Here is a 22149-nt window from a genome sequence, read left to right as displayed (position 1 = left end):
GTAGGTATCAGGATATATGGAATCAAAACAACAGGCCGGCATGGGGATTCTCCTGGCGCTCACTACAGCAATTTGCTGGGGGGCGTTGCCCATCGCGATGAAAGAAGTGCTGAAGGTGATGGAGCCGTTTACCATCGTCTGGTACCGTTTTACCATTGCGGCTCTCGGTCTGGGCATGATTTTGGCGGTGCGCGGGCGTTTGCCGCCGATGAAAATGTTTCGTCAGCCGCGCTGGTTGCTCTTGTTGATCGTTGCTACCGCAGGTTTGCTGGGCAACTTTGTGTTTTTCAGTTCTTCACTGCAATACCTGAGCCCGACGGCATCGCAAGTGATCGGTCAACTGTCGCCTGTGGGCATGATGTTCGCCAGTGTACTGATCCTGAAAGAAAGGATGCGAATCACCCAGGTGATTGGGGCATTGATGCTGATTTGCGGGTTGATGTTGTTTTTTAACGTCAGCCTGATTGAAATTTTTACCCGGCTGACGGATTACACCCTCGGTGTTTTGCTGGGCGTGTGTGCAGCGATGGTTTGGGTGACCTATGGAGTGGCTCAAAAAGTGCTGTTGCGCCGATTAGCGTCGCCGCAGATTCTGGTCATACTGTACACTTTATGCGCGATTGCTTTATTCCCACTGGCCAAGCCTGAGGTGATTTTCCAGCTCAGCAACTGGCAGCTAGCCTGCTTGCTATTCTGTGGGGCGAATACGCTGATTGGCTACGGTGCGCTGGCAGAAGCAATGGCGCGCTGGCAGGCGGCGCAGGTGAGTGCGGTAGTGACGCTCACTCCGTTGTTCACCCTAATGTTTTCAGATTTATTGGCGCTGGCATGGCCGCAAGTTTTCGCCGCCCCGACGTTAAATGTCGTCGGTTATGTTGGTGCTTTCGTGGTGGTAGCAGGCGCTATGTTTTCCGCAATTGGTCACCGCTGGTGGCCGCGACGGGCAGAACCCAACCTGGTTGCTTCTTTGAAGCAGCCCGGTGAATGATTTACGGAGACGGTAAATGAAGTTTGTAGATGAAGCGACGATCCTGGTTGTTGCAGGTGATGGTGGTAATGGCTGCGTCAGCTTCCGCCGCGAGAAATATATCCCGAATGGTGGGCCGGACGGCGGTGATGGCGGTGACGGCGGTGACGTTTACCTGCTGGCTGACGAAAACCTCAATACCCTGATCGATTACCGCTTTGAAAAATCTTTTCGTGCCGAACGTGGCCAGAACGGCCAGAGCCGTGACTGTACCGGTAAGCGCGGCAAAGATATTATCATTAAGGTGCCGGTAGGGACTCGCGTGCAAGATCAGGGCACAGGGGAAATCCTCGGTGATATGACCCGCCATCAGCAGCGTTTGATGGTGGCCAAGGGCGGTTGGCATGGCTTGGGTAATACCCGCTTCAAATCCTCGGTGAATCGCGCACCACGTCAGAAAACCTTGGGTACCAAGGGTGAAACGCGCGACATCCTGTTGGAACTGTTGCTACTGGCCGATGTGGGCATGTTAGGGTTGCCGAATGCCGGTAAATCGACGTTTATTCGTGCGGTGTCTGCTGCTAAGCCGAAAGTGGCGGATTATCCCTTCACCACGCTGGTGCCAAGCCTCGGTGTGGTGCGTATGGACAGCGAGCAGAGCTTCGTGGTTGCTGACATCCCAGGGTTGATTGAAGGGGCTTCCGACGGTGCCGGTTTGGGGATCCGCTTCCTGAAGCATTTGGAGCGTTGCCGCGTGCTGTTGCATCTGGTGGATATTGCTCCGATTGATGAATCCGATCCGGTAGAAAACGCCAAGGTGATCATCCATGAACTGAATCAGTACAGCGAAAATCTGGTGCAGAAGCCACGCTGGCTGGTGTTCAATAAGGTTGACCTGCTGGATGCGGATGAAGCTGCCGAACGCGCCAAGGCGATCGTAGAGGGCATGGGCTGGGAAGGTAAGTACTACATGATCTCTGCCGCTAACCGCGAAGGGGTTAACGCGCTGTGCTGGGATGTCATGAACTTTATCAACACCCAACCCAAAGCCATGGCGATTGAAGAAAGCGCACCAGAGAAAGTCGAGTTTATGTGGGATGATTACCACCGTGAGCAAATCGCTGAAGTGGAAGCCGAAGCGGAAGACGACTGGGATGATGACTGGGATGAAGATGACGACGAAGGTGTCGAAATCATCTATCAGAAGTAATTCTGTGCCGGTGTGGTAATTCTGCATTTCAGGGCTCAGCGTGATGCTGGGCCCTTTTTTGTATTCAGAAAACCCCCAGCTAGGCTGGGGGTTCCGTAAAGCTTCCAGCTTTGAGTCGGCTCTTTTAATGGCCAGTAACGCTTGTGGTCAGGTAGCAACAAAGCACCTCTGGAGATAGATAAGCCGCTAATAGTTGATGAGAAAGGCTTAGCGCATACCCGATGAATGAGAGAAGTACCAACACGTTACTTATTCAGTGTCTTGGGGGGTAAGTACAAAGGAAACTGTCATATGCGCTAAGGAAGATATGTGTATAGAAAGATGTGATGGTAACTACAGTCGCCCTTACATTGATGTAGCCCGTTTACGGGCAGTAAGTAACAGAAGTAATGCAAATGTGAGGTAGTCATGCGCCTGTTAGGGCGCGGCAGGTAAGAGAGCCTTACAGGCGCATATGAAAAACCTCCGGCTATGCCGGAGGATATTTATTCATTGATTCAGCACGTTATCGGGTATCCAGCATTGGGCGTTCAAGCCGTGGGTATCGGTGCGGTTTTCAAGCTGTAGCCATCCGCGATGCAACTGTGCGATGCGGATCACGATATTCAACCCAAGCCCGCTGCCCCCGTAGCGCTGATCCATACGACGGAATGCCTGCGTCAGTTCGCCAGCCAATTCTGGTTTAATGCCAGGCCCTTCATCCAACACCTGCAACCGCTGCCCACGATCTTGCGGGGTGAGCTGCACATGAATCGTGCTGTTTTCCGGGCTATAGCGGTGAGCATTTTCCACCAGATTGCGCAGCATCAGGCGCAACAAGACAGGATCACCATGGGTAACAGCCTGGTGGGGTAACTGCCAAAGCAGCTTTTGCCCGCGCTGGTCTGCCAGTTCTTTCAGCTCTTCCTGCAGCGGTTTGATCACATGAGTCACCCAGTCAAACTGCTGATAATGGCCGCTGGCAAAATTCTGACCAGCGCGCGATAACATCAGTAATTGCTCAACGACGCGCATCAACTGATCGATGCGGGCAATCAGGACTTTGCTTTCTTTAATTCCTTGTTGTTCCATCAGTTCCAGATGCAGGCGAATTCCGGCCAGCGGCGTGCGTAACTCGTGAGCCGCATCGGCAGTAAACAGGCGTTCTTGCTGGATGGTGTGATCGAGGCGCGAAAACAGCTGATTCAGTGCACCCGTCACCGCCACCATTTCCCGGCTGTCGTTGCTGACGGGTAACGGTGTCAGGTTATCTGCGGAGCGCTTTTCTAAGCGCTCCTGTAGCTGATTAAGCGGGCGAGTAATCCAACTGATCGCCCAGAAAGAGGCCAGCAGGCTCACGATCATCATGATCAGCGAAGGGGCAAGTAATGCAGCGATGGCTTCGGCAATCTCGGTATTCACTCGCTCATTGCGCATTTTGGCCGACAGGGTTTCATCCACCAGAAAACTGATCTGCTCCTGGCTCTCATGCCAGAGCCAAAATGCACTGATAAGCTGGGCAACCAGCAGGATCAACGCCAGCATCAGCAACAGGCGGCGGCGCATGCTGATCATGAGGCAGGTTCCAGGCGGTAACCAATACCGCGCACGGTGCGGATGCGATCTTTACCCAGTTTACGGCGCAGGTTATGGACGTGAACTTCGAGAGTGTTGGAGCCCAGATCGTCATTCCAGGTATAGAGATCCTGTTGCAGTAGTTCGCGATTGACGGTCTGACCCGCACGCATTATCAGGCGTGACAGGATGGCAAACTCTTTAGGGGTGACATCAATGGGTTGCTGCTGCAGGTAGACTTGCTGACTGGAGAGGTTAAGCGTCAGGTCATCCTGCTGCAGCAGATTATCGCTATGGCCCTGATAGCGACGGAGCAGGGCTCGCACCCGGGCCTGTAGCTCAACCAGGGCAAAGGGTTTGATCAGATAATCATCGGCACCCGCATCCAGGCCCTCAACACGGTCTTCCAGAGCATCGCGAGCGGTCAGGATCAGCACGGGTAAATCAATATGCTGACGTCGCCACTGGCGCAGCAGGCTGGCACCATCCAGATCCGGCAGACCAAGATCCAGGATCACCATACTGTACTGACTGGTGACGATCAGGCTGTTGGCTTCAGCCGCTGTGGCTGCACAATCACAGGCATAACCTTCGTTGGAGAGCGCCAGCGCCAGCCCTTGCTGCAACAGTTCATCGTCCTCAACAATCAGTAGTTTCATGTTGATTGACCCTCAATTGTTCTGATAGATATCGCGATACAAACGACTCTCAAAGCGGACTAACGGAGCGCGCCGCTGTTTCTGGTCTTCCGGTGGAACCGCGTAACCCGATAAGAACTGCACAAACGCATAACGCTGGCCGCTGGCGGTGGTGATGAAGCCCGCCAGGTTATAGACCCCTTGCAGCGCACCGGTTTTGGCGGACACTTTGCCATCGACGCCAGCTTCATGCAGGCCACCACGGTAACGCAGAGTGCCATCATAGCCGGACAGCGGCAGCATCGAGATGAAGTTGAGTTCATTGTCGTGTTGGGCAATATATTGCAGTGCTTGCATCATGGTTGCCGGTGTTAGCAGGTTGTGGCGCGACAGGCCCGAACCATCAACGACGATGTTGTTGCCTAGGTCTACACCGGCTTTCTGGCGCAACACCTGGCGTACCGCGTCGGCTCCGGCACGCCAGGTGCCGGGAACCCCAAAACGCTCATGTCCAATGGTGCGGAATACGGTGTCTGCGATCATGTTGTCGGATTTCTTCAGCATGATTTTCAGCAGTTCATGCAGCGGTGCAGACTGAGTTTGGGCAATCACTGTGCCGGTCAGGCCGGGAATGGTTTGACGCTTCAGATGGCCACTGATCTCGATCCCAGCCTGTTTCAGTTCATCTTTCAGGATTGCGCCAGCGTAGCTGGCTCCATCCTGAATGGCGAAAGCCAGCGGTAGCGGTTCGCTACGTTGTGTCAGGCATCCGGTCAACGTAAAGCGGTTCAACTCGCCGGGTACTACGTCTAATTCACAGTATTGTGCGTCCGCAGAACCTTTCGCCAGCGTTCGCACCTGGCTGAACATATTGACCGGGTAGAAAGACGCGACGCGGATAAAAGCCATTTCGCCGGGATTCGGCGCGCTGTAAAGCGCTACTGAGAAGCAGTTGCGATCAACAATTGCTGCCGCCGGTGGTGCGCTGAAGCACTGGGTCATGTCGTTCCACGGCCAGCCAGGGGCTTTATCGTGGCTGGCAAACACCGAGGTATCAACCAGAACATCACCGCTGATCTCACGCACACCTTGTTTTTTCAGTTCCGCCACCATATTGCGCAGACTCTGACGCTTGAACGTCGGATCTCCGCTAAAACGGGCAATAAGATTGCCGCGCAACACGCCATCCGTGATGTTGCCCTGGCTTTCTAAAGTGGTGGTAAAACGATAGTCAGGCCCAAGCTGCAACAACGCTGCCAGCGCTGTCAGCACTTTCTGAGTACTGGCTGGTAATGCCATTTGCTGCGAGTGATAGTCGATCGTGGGTGCAGTCGCACCAATCTTTTGCACGATCAGGGCAAGGTTGGCCCCATCAGGCAAATACTGTGTGTAATCTTCGACCGGAGCCGCATTTGCATTAAGGACAAATGCACAGGCCAATGCACTGACAATTCGTGAAAAACGCATAATCTCGGGGTAACAGCTGGATAACGTGCAGCCATACTACGGTGCATTAAGGGCGAAAGTAAACGATGACCCTTAAGGAACTCTAGGCTAAAATGCATCTCAAAATGCAAAATCGATCCCGGCTTGGGAGAAAATTCCGAGTTAGGTTTCTTTTTATTTATCGCCTGGAGACGGAAGGCGCAGCGCCAACCGTATTTTCATACGAATACGTCAGGATGACGGCTATTTGAACAGGAAAGATTTAGAGGTATTTAAATGATGAAACAGATTCCGATGACATTATTGGGCGCAGAGCAACTGCGTGAAGAACTGGAGTATCTGAAAAGCGTACGCCGTCCAAAGATTATCGCAGATATCGCGGATGCGCGTGAGCATGGTGATCTGAAAGAGAACGCTGAATATCATGCTGCCCGTGAACAGCAAGGGTTCTGCGAAGGGCGTATTCAGGAAATAGAAGCCAAATTGTCCAACGCGCAGGTGATTGATATCACCAAAATGCCTAATACTGGCCGCGTGATTTTTGGCGCTACCGTATCGATAATGAATCTGGAAACTGAAGACGAAGTCACGTACCGTATCGTGGGTGATGACGAAGCTGACTTTAAGAAAAACCTCATTTCAGTGAATTCACCGATGGCGCGTGGCCTGATCGGCAAAGAACAGGATGATGTTGTCGTCGTCAAAACGCCGGGCGGTGACGTTGAGTATGAAATCCTGAACGTGGAATATCTTTAACTCTGGGTGAATTGGTCATATATTCAGCAGGGATTTGTAAAGAAAGGAAAAAGGCCGCAAGCGGCCTTTTATCTGGGCTCGGTGCATGGCACCTTTTTCGTCAAACGGACAGTGGGTTAGCGTGGCAAAGTGATCTTGCGCTCTTTTGAAGGGCGGTAAAGAATTAACGTACTGCCGATCACTTGCACATTGCAGGCATTCGTTTCACGCACGATAGCGTCGGCGATCAGGGTTTTAGTCTCGCGATCAACGGCCACAATTTTTACCTTGATCAGCTCGTGATGCTCCAGAGCCTGTTCAATTTCAGCCAGCACCCCTTCGGTGAGACCGTTATTACCCAGCATGACAACCGGTTTTAACGGGTGCGCCAGGCTTTTCAGGTGCTGTTTTTGTTTATTATTCAGATTCATTGTCTTTTTTGCTTAAGTTGGGATTGAAAACGGTACATTCTACCGCCATCTGGTGTATATCACCAAATCGGTCTGCACCCGAGGGTGTCCATGCGAGCGGAGAACCTGACATAAGACTCTCTTTTAGGATAGTTGGAAAACGAGATGGCTAATAAAAAGCGTTCGGCTAGCTCCAGTCGCTGGCTACAAGAACACTTTAGCGATAAATATGTACAAGAGGCGCAGAAAAAAGGGCTGCGCTCTCGTGCCTGGTTTAAACTTGATGAAATACAGCAAAGTGACAAGCTGTTTAAGCCGGGAATGACCGTAGTCGATCTGGGGGCGGCGCCAGGTGGTTGGTCGCAATACGTTGTCACCCAGATTGGTGGTAACGGGCGTATCATTGCCTGTGATATTTTGCCGATGGATCCTATTGTCGGTGTCGATTTCCTTCAGGGCGATTTTCGTGATGAACTGGTGCTCAAAGCACTGTTGGAACGTGTTGGTGAAAAGAAGGTTCAGGTGGTCATGTCTGACATGGCACCGAATATGAGTGGCACCCCGGCGGTTGATATCCCGAGATCGATGTATCTGGTGGAGTTAGCACTGGAAATGTGTCGTGATGTCCTCGCTCCAGGCGGTAGTTTCCTGGTGAAGGTGTTCCAGGGAGATGGTTTTGACGAGTACCTACGGGAAATTCGCTCCCTGTTTACGAAGGTTAAGATTCGTAAGCCAGACGCTTCGCGCGCACGTTCGCGTGAAGTGTACATTGTAGCGACAGGGCGGAAACTGTAGTACCCTAACGCTGTTTGTTAACACAGTTGTAATATGAGGTTAATCCCTTGAGTGACATGGCGAAAAACCTAATTCTCTGGTTAGTCATCGCGGTAGTATTGATGTCTGTATTCCAGAGCTTTGGGCCCAGCGAGTCTAATGGCCGTAGGGTGGATTACACTACCTTCATGTCCGAACTGACCCAAGATCAGATTCGTGAAGCACGAATTAATGGGCGTGAAATCAATGTTATTCGTAAAGACAGTAACAAATACACGACCTATATCCCTGTCAACGATCCAAAATTGCTGGATACGTTGCTAACCAAGAACGTCAAAGTCGTCGGTGAACCACCGGAAGAACCGAGTTTGCTGGCTTCGATCTTTATTTCCTGGTTCCCAATGCTGTTGCTGATTGGGGTCTGGATCTTCTTTATGCGGCAGATGCAGGGCGGCGGCGGTAAGGGGGCGATGTCCTTCGGCAAGAGCAAAGCCCGTATGCTGACGGAAGACCAGATTAAAACCACTTTTGCCGATGTTGCAGGTTGTGACGAAGCAAAGGAAGAGGTTAGCGAACTGGTGGATTACCTGCGTGAGCCGAGCCGCTTCCAGAAATTGGGGGGTAAAATCCCGAAAGGCGTGCTGATGGTGGGCCCGCCAGGTACGGGTAAAACCTTGCTGGCGAAAGCGATCGCCGGTGAAGCCAAAGTGCCGTTCTTCACTATTTCCGGTTCTGACTTCGTTGAAATGTTCGTCGGCGTGGGGGCATCCCGCGTGCGTGATATGTTCGAACAGGCTAAAAAAGCGGCACCGTGCATCATCTTTATCGATGAAATCGATGCCGTAGGCCGTCAGCGTGGCGCTGGTCTGGGTGGTGGTCACGATGAACGTGAGCAAACGCTGAACCAGATGCTGGTCGAGATGGACGGTTTTGAAGGCAACGAAGGTATTATCGTGATTGCGGCAACCAACCGCCCTGACGTACTTGACCCAGCGTTGCTGCGCCCAGGCCGTTTTGACCGTCAGGTCGTGGTCGGTCTGCCAGATGTCCGTGGCCGTGAGCAGATTCTGAAGGTGCACATGCGCCGTGTGCCATTGGCAGCGGATATTGATGCTTCAGTGATTGCGCGTGGCACCCCTGGTTTCTCTGGTGCCGATTTGGCTAACCTGGTCAACGAAGCGGCGTTGTTTGCAGCGCGTGGTAGCAAGCGTGTGGTGTCGATGGTTGAGTTCGAAAAGGCCAAAGACAAAATCATGATGGGGGCGGAACGTCGCTCCATGGTGATGACCGAAGCGCAGAAAGAATCCACTGCGTATCACGAAGCGGGCCATGCGATTATTGGTCGTCTGGTGCCTGAGCACGATCCGGTGCATAAAGTCACGATTATTCCTCGTGGCCGTGCGCTTGGTGTGACTTTCTTCCTGCCGGAAGGGGATAGCATCAGTTACAGCCGTCAGAAACTGGAAAGTATGATTTCCGTGGCTTACGGTGGCCGTCTGGCTGAAGAGTTGATTTATGGTGTGGATAACGTCTCCACCGGTGCTTCTCAGGACATCAAACAGGCAACAACCATTGCCCGTAACATGGTGACCCAGTGGGGTTTCTCGGAAAAACTGGGGCCGTTGCTTTACGCAGAAGAAGAAGGCGAAGTCTTCTTGGGGCGTTCAGTTTCCAAAACTAAGCATATGTCAGACGAAACCGCGCGGATTATTGACCAGGAAGTTAAGGCATTAATTGAACGTAACTATCAACGCTCCCGGCAGTTGCTTGCCGAAAACATGGACATCATGCATGCCATGAAAGACGCGTTGATGAAGTACGAAACGATTGATGCGCCACAGGTTGATGATTTAATGAACCGTCGTGAAGTACGCCCGCCAGCCGGTTGGGACGATGCGGCCAAGAGTAACAACTCCGACAACGGTGGCACGCCAAAAGCGCCTACGCCGGTTGAGGAACCGCAAACGCCAAACTCAGGTAACCCAACGTCTGAGCAGCAACAACTCGACAAATAACGTTGTCTGTGTAATAAAATCGAACCCCGGCGAGTCCGGGGTTTTTTATACCCGTCATATTTGAAATAACCGTGTTGTTGCCCGCAACGTTCAAAATCAACTCCAGTCAGGCAACACTAAGGTGGATTAATCATGCAGCTAACCGTGCGCGACCAGATTTTCGATCTCAATCATCCTCAAGTAATGGGGATCCTTAATGTTACTCCAGACTCTTTTTCCGATGGTGGCCGACATAATTCACTGAATGCCGCTTTGTTGCATGCCCATGCGCTGATTTCTGCCGGGGCAACAATGATCGATGTGGGCGGCGAATCGACCCGGCCTGGGGCTGCGGAGGTCAGTGAAAACGAAGAGATCGCCCGTGTTGTGCCGGTAGTAGAGGCGTTGGCCCAGCGGTTTGAAGTTTTTATCTCAGTCGATACCTCGAAAGCAGCGGTGATCCGTGAATCTGCCCGGGCTGGAGCGCATCTGATTAACGATGTTCGTTCCTTGCAGGAGCCAGGAGCGCTGGCAGCCGCGGCTGAAAGCGGTTTACCGGTTTGCCTGATGCATATGCAGGGCGAACCACGCACCATGCAGCAGGCTCCGCATTACGACGATCTGATGGGCGACGTAAAGGCGTTTTTCCAGCATCATATTGACCGTTGTACTGCAGGTGGCATCGAAAAACAGAAATTGTTGCTCGACCCGGGCTTCGGTTTCGGTAAGAATTTGGCGCATAATTATCAGCTTCTGGCCCGGTTGTCGGAATTCCATCACTTTGGTTTACCGCTGTTGGTTGGCATGTCGCGTAAATCGATGATTGGACAACTGTTGAATGTGCCGCCCGATCAACGGGTTATTGGCAGTGTTGCCTGCGCGGTGATTGCCGCAATGCAAGGGGCACAGATTGTCAGAGTGCATGATGTTAAAGAAACCGTCGAGGCGATGCGTGTCGTCGAGGCAACACTTTCAGCTAAGGGATAGTAGAGACATGAGCGAGCGCAAATATTTTGGTACCGATGGCATTCGTGGCAAAGTCGGTGACAGCCCGATCACCCCGGAGTTTGTCCTTAAGCTTGGCTGGGCTGCCGGTAAGGTATTGGCACGCCATGGCTCACGTAAAATCATCATTGGCAAAGACACCCGGATCTCCGGCTATATGTTGGAATCGGCACTCGAAGCTGGGCTGGCGGCCGCCGGGCTTTCTGCCTCTTTTACCGGCCCGATGCCAACCCCGGCAGTGGCTTATCTGACCCGAACTTTCCGTGCAGAAGCCGGGATTGTGATTTCTGCATCACATAACCCGTTCTACGACAACGGCATCAAATTCTTCTCCATCGACGGAGCTAAATTGCCGGACGAAGTGGAAGAAGCCATTGAAGCCGAAATGGAAAAACCACTGACCTGCGTTGAGTCCGCTGAATTGGGTAAAGCCAGCCGTATCGTTGATGCGGCGGGGCGTTATATCGAATTCTGCAAGGGCACTTTCCCGAGCGAGCTGAGCCTGAACGGTTTAAAAATTGTGGTGGATTGTGCAAACGGCGCAACCTACCACATCGCGCCAAGCGTGCTGCGTGAACTGGGCGCGACGGTGATCGCCATCGGCTGTGAGCCGGATGGTATGAACATCAACGAAGAATGCGGTGCTACCGATGTACGCCAGTTACAGGCACACGTCTTGGAAGAGCAGGCGCATGTGGGTTTGGCCTTCGATGGTGATGGTGACCGTGTGATGATGGTGGATCACCTGGGCAATAAAGTCGATGGTGACCAACTCCTCTATATCATTGCCCGCGAGGGGCTGCGCCAAGGCCAGTTACGCGGTGGTGCTGTCGGAACGTTGATGAGCAATATGGGCCTGGAGTTGGCACTGAAGCAACTTGGTATCCCGTTTGCCCGTGCGAAAGTGGGTGACCGCTACGTGCTGGAAAAATTGCAGGAACTGGGCTGGCGCATTGGTGCAGAAAACTCTGGCCACGTGATCCTGCTGGATAAAACCACTACCGGTGACGGTATTGTGGCTGGCCTGCAGGTATTGACGGCAATGGTACGCAATAATATGAGCCTGCACGATCTGTGCAGCGGTATGAAGTTGCTGCCACAGATTCTGGTTAACGTGCGTTTCGTTGGTGAGCATAACCCGCTGGAATCGGAAGCCGTGCGTGCAGTCACCGCACAGGTGGAAGCTGAACTGGCTGGTCATGGCCGTGTTCTGCTGCGTAAATCGGGTACTGAACCGCTCATCCGCGTTATGGTGGAAGGCGAGGATGAAAAACAGGTTGAAATGCTGGCTCATCGTATCGCCGATGCTGTGAAACTGGCAGGCTAACGTCTTGTTTTCCCGCAGGCTCCGCTTTGTGGAACCTGCGGGTATACAGATAATGCCGTTTTTTGATGTTTTTTTCTGCAAACGCATCGGTGGTAGCAAATTGCCCTTGCGTGGTCTGGCGGCTTTGGTTAGTATTCACACCCGCTTCAGTTGGCTGTTCAGTGACATGCCGCAGCTTTGTTATATGAAGCATCTGGCGCGTGAAGCATTTAGCAGGCGGTGAACCCGCAAGGATACAGGTACGATTATGTACGAAGCTCTTCTGGTAATTTTCTTGCTGATTTCGATCGGGCTGGTAGCTCTGATTATGTTACAGCAAGGCAAAGGCGCTGATATGGGAGCCTCGTTCGGAGCAGGTGCTTCTGGCACGTTGTTCGGTTCGACCGGTTCAGGCAACTTCATGACCCGTATGACGGCTATTCTGGCGACGCTGTTTTTCGTCATCAGCCTGATCTTGGGCAACCTGAGCAGTAACAAGAACCAGAAAGGCAGCGAGTGGGAAAACTTGGGTCAGCCAGTAAAAACTGAGCAGACTACTACAGCACCGGCAGCTCCAGCGCAGCCGAGCAGCGATATCCCACGCTAAGCAGCAAAAGTTTGTAAACGGTTGTTAGCGTTTTAATTCAACAGCCGTTAGCAGTAAGAATATGTACCGAGGTGGTGGAATTGGTAGACACGCTACCTTGAGGTGGTAGTGCCCTAACGGGCTTGTGGGTTCGAGTCCCATCCTCGGTACCAAATCCCAGAGATAACTTGCTTTTTTGCGATTATCGGCGTAGTATTTGCCACGTTTTCGGACGCGGGGTGGAGCAGCCTGGTAGCTCGTCGGGCTCATAACCCGAAGGTCGTCGGTTCAAATCCGGCCCCCGCAACCACTTTCCTTTAAGTGTTTATTTTCAAATACACTTTTCGATTGAAATCCGCTTTTCTCGAACAACATTTGAAAATGACACTTGTTAGAAAGTTGCACCGAAGCCGCTTTGCGGCAAACAGGGTCCAGTTGCATAAAGCCCCGAATTTTCGGGGTTTTTTGTTATTTGGCAACAGAATCACTGGGCTATTAAGCCCTTTTTTTATGTCTTGGGGGTGGGCTTGTCCACATTAGAGCAAAAATTAACAGAGATGATTTCCGCACCGGTAGAGGCGTTGGGCTTTGAGCTCGTAGGTATCGAATTTGTTCGGGCGCGCCAATCGACGCTACGCATCTATATTGATAGTGAAAACGGAATCAATGTTGATGATTGTGCTGATGTCAGCCACCAGGTCAGCGCTGTATTGGACGTCGAAGATCCGATCACTGTAGCTTACAACTTGGAAGTCTCCTCTCCTGGCCTTGAGCGTCCTATGTTCACCGCAGAACACTATCAGCGTTTTATCGGTGAAGAAGTCAGCGTTGTTCTGCGTATGGCGATACAAAACCGCCGCAAATGGCAGGGCATCATCAAATCCGTTGAAGGTGAGATGATCACGGTTACTGTGGAAGGGAAAGATGAAGTGTTCGCGCTGAGCAACATTCAGAAAGCGAACCTGGTACCCCACTTTTAAAGTTTGGATGAGGCAACTAGGATGAACAAAGAGATTCTGGCTGTTGTTGAAGCTGTTTCCAATGAAAAATCCCTTCCGCGTGAGAAGATTTTTGAAGCGCTGGAAACCGCATTAGCCACCGCAACCAAGAAAAAGTATGAGCAGGAAATCGACGTGCGCGTCAGCATTGACCGCAAAACCGGCGATTTCGATACCTTCCGCCGTTGGGTTGCCGTTGATGAAGTGACTCAACCAACGCGTGAAATTACGTTGGAAGCGGCGCAGTATGAAGATCCATCCATTGAATTGGGTGGTTATATCGAAGACCAGATCGAATCCGTCACCTTTGACCGTATCACGACCCAGACCGCGAAGCAGGTTATCGTACAGAAAGTGCGTGAAGCTGAGCGTGCGATGGTGGTTGATGCTTTCCGTGAACAGGAAGGTGAGATCGTCACCGGCGTGGTGAAAAAGGTTAACCGTGACAGCATTGCGCTGGATCTGGGTAATAACGCCGAAGCGGTGATTGGCCGCGAAGATATGCTGCCGCGTGAAAACTTCCGCCCAGGTGACCGTATCCGTGGTGTGCTGTACGCCGTGCGCCCAGAAGCGCGTGGTGCGCAACTGTTCGTCAGCCGTTCCAGCCCGGATATGCTGAAAGAACTGTTCCGCATCGAAGTACCGGAAATCGGTGAAGAAGTGATTGAGATTAAAGCGGCAGCCCGCGATCCTGGCTCCCGTGCAAAAATTGCCGTGAAAACCAACGACAAGCGTATCGACCCCGTCGGTGCTTGTGTCGGTATGCGCGGTGCCCGCGTCCAGGCCGTTTCGAGCGAGCTTGGCGGGGAACGTATTGATATCATCCTGTGGGATGATAACCCTGCACAGTTCGTTATCAACGCCATGGCCCCGGCAGATGTTGCCTCGATCGTGGTGGATGAAGATCGGTGCACGATGGATATCGCCGTTGAAGCCAGCAATCTGGCACAGGCGATTGGCCGTAATGGCCAAAACGTGCGTTTAGCCTCCCAGTTGTTGAAACAACATCGTGATGATGATCGCTGGGAACTGAACGTGATGACGGCGGACGATCTGCAGGCCAAGCATCAGGCCGAGGCTCATGCCGCCATTGATACCTTCACCAAGTATCTTGATATCGACGAAGATTTCGCTACCGTTTTGGTCGAAGAGGGCTTCTCTACGCTAGAAGAGTTGGCTTATGTACCGATCAAAGAACTGCTGGAAATCGACGGACTGGATGAAGATACCGTTGAAGCGTTGCGCGATCGCGCCAAAGCTGCATTGACCACGCTGGCTCTGGCTCAGGAAGAAAGCCTGGGCGACCAAAAACCTGCTGATGATTTGCTCAACCTCCCAGGTCTTGAGCGCAGCATGGCCTTTAAACTGGCGGCGCGTGGGGTTTGTACGCTGGAAGATCTTGCCGAGCAGGGTGTTGACGATCTGGCTGATATTGAAGGGCTTAGCGATGAGCAGGCCGGCGAGCTGATTATGGCCGCCCGTAATATCTGTTGGTTTGGCGACAACGCGTAATAAACTGTAGCAGGAAGGAACAGCATGACGACAGATGTAACCGTAAAATCGCTGGCAGCAGAGATTCAGACTCCAGTTGATCGCCTGGTACAGCAGTTTGCTGATGCTGGGATCAACAAGTCAGAGAATGACTCTGTCACCCAGCATGAGAAAGAAACCTTGCTGGCGCACTTGAACCGTGAACACGGTAGTGCACCAGGTAAACTCACATTGCAGCGCAAAACGCGCAGCACCTTGAATATTCCGAGCACCGGCGGTAAAAGTAAATCGGTGCAAATTGAGGTCCGCAAGAAACGCACTTATGTAAATCGCGATACGCAAGAAGCTCAACAGGCTGAAGCGGCAGAGCAGGCACAGCGTGAAGCGGAAGAGCGGGCACGGCGCGAAGCAGAAGAGTTAGCGAAACGCGAAGCAGAAGCGAAGCGCGCAGCCGAAGAGCAAGCCAAACGTGAGGCCGCGGAGATTGCTAAGCGTAATTCAGCGGAAAAAGAAAAAGTGACCAATCAACGTACCGACGAAATGACCAAGCCAGCTCAGGCAGAAAAAGCACGCCGTGAAGCCGAAGCCGCTGAACTGAAGCGTAAAGCGGAAGAAGAAGTGCGCCGTAAGGTTGAAGAAGACGCCAAACGCGTCGCTGAAGAAGCGCGCCGTATGGCCGAAGAAAACGGCGATAAATGGGCCGAAGCTGAAGCAGCGAGCGCTGAAGTTGAAACCGCCGATTACCACGTGACCACTTCTCAGCACGCCCGTGCTGCCGAAGATGAAAACGACGCCAAGGTTGAAGGCGAACGCCGCAGCCGCACTCGCGGTGGTAAAGCGACCAAACAGAAGAAAGGCAACAAGCTCTCCGAGTCGAAAGCAGACCGTGAAGAAGCGCGTGCGGTGACCCGTGGTGGTAAAAGCAAGCGCAAGCCAAGTACTCTGCAGCAGGGCTTCAACAAGCCGGTGCAGGCGGTTAACCGTGACGTTATCATCGGTGAAACCATCACCGTTGCTGAATTGGCTAACAAGATGGCAGTAAAAGGTTCTCAGGTCATCAAAGCGATGATGAAGCTGGGTGCCATGGCCACCATCAACCAGGTTCTCGACCAGGAAACCGCACAGCTGGTTGCCGAAGAGATGGGCCACAAAGTTATCCTGCGTCGTGAGAACGAGCTGGAAGAAGCGCTGATGAGCGATCGTGACACGGGTGCTGCAGCCGAAGCGCGTGCGCCGGTTGTGACCATCATGGGCCACGTTGACCACGGTAAAACCTCTCTGCTTGACTACATTCGCTCCACTAAAGTGGCCGTGGGTGAAGCTGGCGGTATTACCCAACATATCGGTGCTTATCACGTAGAAACCGAAAACGGTATGATCACCTTCCTGGATACCCCTGGCCACGCAGCCTTTACTTCTATGCGTGCCCGTGGTGCTCAGGCGACCGATATCGTGGTTCTGGTCGTCGCTGCTGATGATGGCGTGATGCCACAAACCATCGAAGCCATTCAGCATGCTCAGGCAGCGAAAGTGCCATTGGTGGTTGCGGTTAACAAAATCGATAAGCCAGAGGCCGATCCGGATCGCGTCAAGCAAGAGCTGTCCCAGTATGGTGTTATGCCAGAAGAGTGGGGCGGTGAAGCTCAGTTCGTCCACGTTTCTGCGAAAGCGGGTACGGGGATCGACGAACTGCTGAACGCTATCCTGCTGCAGGCTGAAGTTCTTGAACTGAAAGCGGTTCGCAGCGGTATGGCTAGCGGCGTAGTGATCGAATCGTTCCTGGATAAAGGCCGTGGCCCGGTAGCCACCGTGCTGGTTCAGGAAGGTACGCTGAACAAAGGCGATATCGTGCTGTGTGGCTTCGAATATGGCCGCGTGCGTGCGATGCGCGACGAACTGGGCCGTGAAGTGACCTCTGCTGGTCCTTCTATCCCGGTTGAGATTCTGGGCCTGTCCAGCGTTCCAGCGGCGGGTGATGAAGCGACCGTGGTGCGTGACGAGAAGAAAGCGCGTGAAGTTGCGCTGTACCGTCAAGGCAAGTTCCGTGAAGTTAAACTGGCCCGCCAGCAGAAATCCAAACTGGAGAACATGTTTGCTAACATGACCGAAGGTGAAGTTTCTGAACTGAACATCGTCCTGAAAACTGACGTACAGGGTACATGTGAGGCGATTTCTGACTCACTGCAGAAACTTTCTACCGACGAAGTGAAAGTGAAGATTGTCGGCTCTGGCGTAGGTGGGATCACCGAAACCGACGCGACTCTGGCCGCCGCATCTAACGCCATTATCCTGGGCTTTAACGTGCGTGCCGACGCTTCTGCGCGCCGCGTGATCGAAGCAGAAAGCCTGGATCTGCGTTACTACTCCGTGATCTATAACTTGATCGACGAAGTGAAGCAGGCGATGAGCGGTATGTTGGCGCCTGAGTACAAACAGCAGATTATCGGTTTGGCTGAAGTGCGTGACGTGTTCAAATCACCTAAGTTCGGCGCAGTTGCTGGCTGTATGGTTACTGAAGGTACGATTAAGCGCCACAACCCAATTCGTGTGCTGCGTGACAACGTGGTTATCTACGAAGGCGAGCTGGAATCCCTGCGCCGCTTCAAAGATGACGTCAATGAAGTCCGTAACGGTATGGAATGTGGTATCGGCGTTAAGAACTACAACGACGTGCGCGTTGGCGATATGATCGAAGTGTTCGAAATTATCGAGATCCAGCGCACCATCGCTTAAGCTTGGTATATACCCTAAATGATTCAAGCTGCAAGCTAACAGAGAAGCAGCCTGAAGTATGATGGATATAACGCTTAAATTTGTTCTGGGGGGCCTTATGGCCCCCCGATTTGTCTGGAGGATACTCAAATGGCAAAAGAATTCAGCCGTGGCCAGCGTGTGGCACAAGAGATGCAAAAAGAGATTGCGATCATTTTGCAGCGTGAAGTCAAAGATCCGCGCATTGGTATGGCGACCGTTTCAGGGGTAGAAGTGTCTCGTGATTTGGCCTATGCCAAGGTTTATGTGACTTTCCTGAACGTATTGACCGAGAATCACGATCCCGACCTGGTGACCAATGGCATTAAAGCGTTGCAGGACGCTTCCGGCTATATCCGCACCCTGTTGGGCAAAGCCATGCGCCTGCGTGTGGTGCCTGAACTGACTTTCGCTTACGACAACTCATTGGTTGAAGGGATGCGCATGTCTAACCTGGTGACCAACGTAGTGAAAAATGATGCTGAGCGCCGTTCTGCATCAGGCGATGACGAGGAGGCTTAATGAGTCGTCCGCGTCGCCGTGGCCGTGATATCCACGGTGTACTGTTGCTGGATAAACCGCAAGGGCTGTCGTCCAACGACGCCCTGCAAAAAGTAAAGCGCCTCTATAATGCTAATCGGGCGGGCCATACTGGCGCGCTCGATCCGCTGGCAACCGGCATGCTGCCGATTTGCCTGGGCGAGGCAACCAAGTTCTCACAATACCTGCTCGATTCTGACAAGCGTTACCGCGTGATTGCCCGTCTTGGCCAGCGCACTGATACGTCGGATGCGGATGGGCAAGTGGTACAGGAACGGCCTGTGAATTTCACGCAAGCCCAGCTTGATGCTGCTCTGGAGACATTCCGGGGGAATATCCAGCAGGTGCCGTCGATGTATTCAGCGCTGAAATATCAGGGTAAAAAGCTGTATGAATATGCGCGACAAGGTATCGAAGTACCGCGTGAGGCACGCAGTATCACCGTTTACGAATTGCAATTTATCCGCTGGGAAGGGGATGAGTTGGAGCTGGAAGTCCATTGTTCGAAAGGGACCTATATTCGTACTATCACCGACGATCTCGGCGAATTGCTGGGGTGTGGTGCACATGTGATTTACCTGCGTCGCTTGCAGGTGGCGAAGTATCCTATCGCTCGTATGGTGACATTAGAACAGTTGCATGCTTTGGTCGCACAGGCCGAGGAGCAGGGGATCGCTGCAAGCGAGCTGCTTGATCCGCTGCTGATGCCGATGGATAGCCCCGCCGAAGACTTCCCCGAAGTGAATTTGCTGCCAGTCGTCGCAGGGTATGTCAAACAGGGGCAGCCAGTGCAGGTTGCGGGTGCGCCATCTGCTGGCCTTGTCCGTATCACCGAAGGCGAAGAGCGCAAATTTATTGGCATTGGCGAGATTGCCGATGATGGGCGAGTCGCGCCGCGCCGCCTGGTGGTAGAATATTTCGACTGATCGCCTTGGCTACGCTGCTCCCCGGCAACTTGAAGGATGGCGGGGATAGGAGTAGAATGGCGCAGCTTATGCATTGGGTTGCTGAATTAGAGATCGGCGCCTGTATTTATTATCTATAATTTGGAGTATGACAATGTCTCTAAGTGTTGAAGCTAAAGCTAAAATCGTAGCTGACTTTGGTCGTGGTACTAACGACAGCGGTTCTACCGAAGTTCAGGTTGCCCTGTTGACTGCGCAGATCAACCATCTGCAAGGCCACTTCTCAGAGCACAAGAAAGATCACCACAGCCGTCGTGGTCTGCTGCGTATGGTTTCTCAGCGTCGTAAGCTGCTGGACTACCTGAAGCGTAAAGATGTAGCACGTTACACCAGCCTGATCGAGCGTCTGGGTCTGCGCCGCTAATCGAGCAAGTTTCAGTAGAAAGGGGCCTAATTTGGCCCCTTTCTTCTACGAAGAATAAGTAAATTGGGTTAATGTATTATCAGGTCCTTCCGTTACAGAGGTTCGCGCGGCTAATGAGAGGCTTTATCTCAGGCGCAGATAAGGGTTGTCATTAGTCGCGAGGATGTAATGTGAAGGCAAGTTGAGTCACTGGCGTGTCGAGTCGTCATTACGATTGCGCGCCGTCAATTAAGGATTAAATTTTGCTGACACCGATCATTCGCAAATTCCAGTATGGCCAGCATACCGTTACTCTTGAAACCGGTATGATGGCACGTCAGGCCACCGCCGCCGTTATGGTGAGCATGGATGACACCGCCGTATTCGTGACCGTTGTAGGCCAGAAAAAAGCCAAACCAGGCCAGAGCTTCTTCCCGCTGACTGTGAACTATCAGGAGCGTACTTACGCTGCTGGCCGTATCCCAGGCAGCTTCTTCCGTCGTGAAGGCCGCCCGAGCGAAGGCGAAACCCTGACCTCTCGCCTGATTGACCGCCCGATCCGCCCACTGTTCCCAGATAGCTTCCTGAACGAAGTGCAGGTTATCGCCACCGTGGTTTCTGTTAATCCACAGATTAACCCGGACATCGTTGCGATGATCGGTGCCTCTGCTGCCCTGAGCCTGTCCGGTATTCCGTTCAATGGCCCAATCGGTGCAGCACGCGTGGGTTACATCAACGATCAGTATGTGCTGAACCCAACTACCGATGAGCTGAAAGTAAGCCGTCTGGATCTGGTTGTTGCAGGTACTGCTGGTGCCGTGCTGATGGTGGAATCTGAAGCCGACGTGCTGAGCGAAGATCAAATGCTGGGTGCGGTGGTATTCGGCCACGATCAACAGCAGGTCGTTATCGAGAATATTAACGCTCTGGTTGCTGAAGCGGGCAAACCGAAGTGGGATTGGCAGCCTGCGCCAGTCAATGAAGCGCTGCACGCGCGCGTGGCTGAGTTGGCAGAAAGCCGTCTGGGCGATGCTTATCACATCACCGAGAAGCAAGAGCGTTATGCTCAGGTTGATGCGATCAAAGACAGCGTAGTAGAAACTCTGCTGGCACAAGATGAAACGCTGGATGCCGCAGAGATTCAGGACATCCTGGGTAACGTTGAGAAAAACGTGGTGCGTAGCCGAGTGCTGCGTGGCGAGCCGCGTATCGATGGCCGCGAAAAAGACATGATCCGTGGTTTGGACGTGCGTACTGGCGTATTGCCACGTACTCACGGTTCAGCGCTGTTTACCCGTGGTGAAACTCAGGCGCTGGTGACCGCCACTCTGGGGACGACGCGTGATGCTCAGAACATCGATGAACTGATGGGCGAGAAGACCGATACCTTCCTGTTCCACTACAACTTCCCTCCGTACTCTGTCGGTGAAACCGGCATGGTGGGTTCACCTAAGCGTCGTGAAATTGGTCACGGTCGACTGGCGAAACGCGGCGTATTGGCTATGATGCCTAAGCCAGAAGATTTCCCATACACCGTGCGTGTGGTATCTGAAATCACTGAATCTAACGGTTCTTCTTCCATGGCTTCGGTATGTGGTGCTTCTCTGGCGCTGATGGATGCTGGTGTGCCAATCAAAGCTGCGGTTGCGGGTATCGCGATGGGCTTGGTGAAAGAGCAGGACAACTTTGTCGTGCTGTCTGACATTCTGGGTGACGAAGATCACCTGGGTGACATGGATTTCAAAGTTGCCGGTAGCCGTGCAGGTATCACCGCGCTGCAGATGGATATTAAAATTGAAGGTATCACCCGCGAAATCATGCAGGTGGCTCTGAACCAGGCCAAGGGTGCGCGTTTGCACATTCTGGGCGTTATGGAACAGGCAATCAGCACGCCGCGTGGCGATATCTCTGAGTTTGCACCGCGTATCCACACCATCCGTATCAATCCAGACAAGATCAAAGATGTGATTGGTAAAGGGGGTTCGGTCATCCGTGCGTTAACCGAAGAGACCGGCACTACCATTGAAATTGAAGATGATGGTACAGTGAAAATTGCTGCTACCGATGGTGAGAAAGCGAAATACGCGATTCGCCGCATCGAAGAGATCACTGCTGAGATCGAAGTTGGCCGCGTGTATCAGGGTAAAGTGACCCGTATCGTTGATTTTGGTGCTTTTGTGGCCATTGGCGGCGGTAAAGAAGGTCTGGTACATATCTCTCAAATCGCTGACAAGCGCGTTGAGAAAGTGACCGACTATCTGCAGATGGGCCAGGAAGTGCCAGTTAAGGTGCTGGAAGTTGATCGTCAGGGCCGTGTGCGCCTGAGTATCAAAGAAGCGACAGCGCCAGAAACGGCGGCTGCGCCAGCTCCTGAAGCAGAATAACTGTATCAGAAGTTTTACAGCTCCCCGCCCTGGGGTTGGGAGCTGTCCTTAT

At 52.7% G+C, this 22149-nt stretch carries 20 protein-coding genes and 2 tRNA genes; 18 read left to right on the top strand and 4 right to left on the bottom strand.

Features of this window, described 5'->3' with window-relative positions:
- The first annotated feature begins 16 nt into the window (after positions 1 to 16).
- On the top strand, positions 17 to 988 hold the full coding sequence (locus IV04_RS21515) for a DMT family transporter (protein WP_037396381.1): 972 nt from the start codon (positions 17 to 19) through the stop codon (positions 986 to 988).
- A 16-nt stretch (positions 989 to 1004) separates the two neighbouring features.
- The gene (gene cgtA / locus IV04_RS21510) at positions 1005 to 2177 is read left to right on the top strand and encodes an Obg family GTPase CgtA (protein WP_037396384.1); all 1173 of its coding nucleotides are present in this window, start codon (positions 1005 to 1007) and stop codon (positions 2175 to 2177) included.
- Between the two features lie 489 nt (positions 2178 to 2666).
- On the opposite strand, the gene pmrB is transcribed toward cgtA, so the two are convergent.
- From pmrB to dacB, 3 genes are read right to left on the bottom strand one after another with little or no spacing between them, the layout of a single operon-like run.
- Complete coding sequence (gene pmrB / locus IV04_RS21505; RefSeq protein ID WP_037396388.1) at positions 2667 to 3731, bottom strand: two-component system sensor histidine kinase PmrB; 1065 nt, start codon at positions 3729 to 3731, stop codon at positions 2667 to 2669.
- Entirely contained in the window at positions 3728 to 4390 is a 663-nt protein-coding gene (gene pmrA, locus IV04_RS21500; protein WP_037396391.1) for a two-component system response regulator PmrA, read from the bottom strand. Before pmrA ends, pmrB begins: the two co-directional genes overlap by 4 nt.
- Before the next feature lie 12 nt (positions 4391 to 4402).
- Positions 4403 to 5836: a serine-type D-Ala-D-Ala carboxypeptidase gene (gene dacB / locus IV04_RS21495; protein ID WP_037396394.1), complete on the bottom strand. Its 1434-nt coding sequence runs from the start codon at positions 5834 to 5836 to the stop codon at positions 4403 to 4405.
- 258 nt (positions 5837 to 6094) lie between these two features.
- On the opposite strand from dacB, the gene greA reads away from it, so the two are divergent.
- Positions 6095 to 6571, top strand: coding sequence for a transcription elongation factor GreA (gene greA / locus IV04_RS21490; protein WP_037396396.1), 477 nt, complete (start codon positions 6095 to 6097; stop codon positions 6569 to 6571).
- A gap of 116 nt (positions 6572 to 6687) precedes the next feature.
- Here the strand turns inward: greA and yhbY are convergent, their stop codons facing one another.
- Complete coding sequence (yhbY, locus tag IV04_RS21485) at positions 6688 to 6981, bottom strand: ribosome assembly RNA-binding protein YhbY (RefSeq protein WP_037396398.1); 294 nt, start codon at positions 6979 to 6981, stop codon at positions 6688 to 6690.
- A gap of 144 nt (positions 6982 to 7125) precedes the next feature.
- On the opposite strand from yhbY, the gene rlmE reads away from it, so the two are divergent.
- The 15 genes from rlmE (at position 7126) to pnp (ending at position 22097) form a co-directional block, all read left to right on the top strand.
- Positions 7126 to 7755, top strand: coding sequence for a 23S rRNA (uridine(2552)-2'-O)-methyltransferase RlmE (rlmE, locus tag IV04_RS21480; RefSeq protein ID WP_037396401.1), 630 nt, complete (start codon positions 7126 to 7128; stop codon positions 7753 to 7755).
- 56 nt (positions 7756 to 7811) lie between these two features.
- The gene (gene ftsH / locus IV04_RS21475; protein ID WP_037396404.1) at positions 7812 to 9749 is read left to right on the top strand and encodes an ATP-dependent zinc metalloprotease FtsH; all 1938 of its coding nucleotides are present in this window, start codon (positions 7812 to 7814) and stop codon (positions 9747 to 9749) included.
- Positions 9750 to 9881: 132 nt separating this feature from the next.
- Positions 9882 to 10715: a dihydropteroate synthase gene (gene folP, locus IV04_RS21470; protein WP_037396407.1), complete on the top strand. Its 834-nt coding sequence runs from the start codon at positions 9882 to 9884 to the stop codon at positions 10713 to 10715.
- A 7-nt stretch (positions 10716 to 10722) separates the two neighbouring features.
- Positions 10723 to 12060, top strand: coding sequence for a phosphoglucosamine mutase (gene glmM, locus IV04_RS21465; RefSeq protein WP_037396409.1), 1338 nt, complete (start codon positions 10723 to 10725; stop codon positions 12058 to 12060).
- A 52-nt stretch (positions 12061 to 12112) separates the two neighbouring features.
- Positions 12113 to 12283 (top strand): hypothetical protein, encoded by a 171-nt coding sequence (locus IV04_RS26470; RefSeq protein ID WP_156106830.1) that lies wholly within the window; start codon positions 12113 to 12115, stop codon positions 12281 to 12283.
- 24 nt (positions 12284 to 12307) lie between these two features.
- Positions 12308 to 12646: a preprotein translocase subunit SecG gene (gene secG, locus IV04_RS21460; RefSeq protein ID WP_037396411.1), complete on the top strand. Its 339-nt coding sequence runs from the start codon at positions 12308 to 12310 to the stop codon at positions 12644 to 12646.
- A gap of 65 nt (positions 12647 to 12711) precedes the next feature.
- Positions 12712 to 12798, top strand: a tRNA-Leu gene (locus IV04_RS21455).
- A gap of 60 nt (positions 12799 to 12858) precedes the next feature.
- Positions 12859 to 12935 (top strand) — tRNA-Met (locus IV04_RS21450).
- A gap of 217 nt (positions 12936 to 13152) precedes the next feature.
- The gene (gene rimP, locus IV04_RS21445) at positions 13153 to 13605 is read left to right on the top strand and encodes a ribosome maturation factor RimP (protein ID WP_072010943.1); all 453 of its coding nucleotides are present in this window, start codon (positions 13153 to 13155) and stop codon (positions 13603 to 13605) included.
- Positions 13606 to 13626: 21 nt separating this feature from the next.
- Positions 13627 to 15135: a transcription termination factor NusA gene (nusA, locus tag IV04_RS21440; RefSeq protein ID WP_037396414.1), complete on the top strand. Its 1509-nt coding sequence runs from the start codon at positions 13627 to 13629 to the stop codon at positions 15133 to 15135.
- A 24-nt stretch (positions 15136 to 15159) separates the two neighbouring features.
- Positions 15160 to 17847 carry a translation initiation factor IF-2 gene (infB, locus tag IV04_RS21435; protein ID WP_037396418.1) on the top strand — a complete coding sequence of 896 codons (2688 nt, stop codon included), beginning with the start codon at positions 15160 to 15162 and terminating at the stop codon, positions 17845 to 17847.
- Between the two features lie 129 nt (positions 17848 to 17976).
- Positions 17977 to 18387 carry a 30S ribosome-binding factor RbfA gene (gene rbfA, locus IV04_RS21430; RefSeq protein ID WP_037396420.1) on the top strand — a complete coding sequence of 137 codons (411 nt, stop codon included), beginning with the start codon at positions 17977 to 17979 and terminating at the stop codon, positions 18385 to 18387.
- A complete protein-coding gene (truB, locus tag IV04_RS21425; protein ID WP_037396423.1) occupies positions 18387 to 19331 on the top strand; it encodes a tRNA pseudouridine(55) synthase TruB in 945 nt (314 codons plus the stop codon). Before rbfA ends, truB begins: the two co-directional genes overlap by 1 nt.
- A gap of 133 nt (positions 19332 to 19464) precedes the next feature.
- Entirely contained in the window at positions 19465 to 19734 is a 270-nt protein-coding gene (gene rpsO / locus IV04_RS21420) for a 30S ribosomal protein S15 (protein ID WP_010279698.1), read from the top strand.
- A 242-nt stretch (positions 19735 to 19976) separates the two neighbouring features.
- Complete coding sequence (pnp, locus tag IV04_RS21415; protein ID WP_037396430.1) at positions 19977 to 22097, top strand: polyribonucleotide nucleotidyltransferase; 2121 nt, start codon at positions 19977 to 19979, stop codon at positions 22095 to 22097.
- The last annotated feature ends 52 nt before the right edge of the window (positions 22098 to 22149 follow it).

The sequence above is a fragment of the Serratia sp. Ag1 genome (assembly GCF_000743355.1).
GTDB lineage: Bacteria > Pseudomonadota > Gammaproteobacteria > Enterobacterales > Enterobacteriaceae > Chania.
This window is presented reverse-complemented; position numbering and strand designations above follow the sequence as displayed.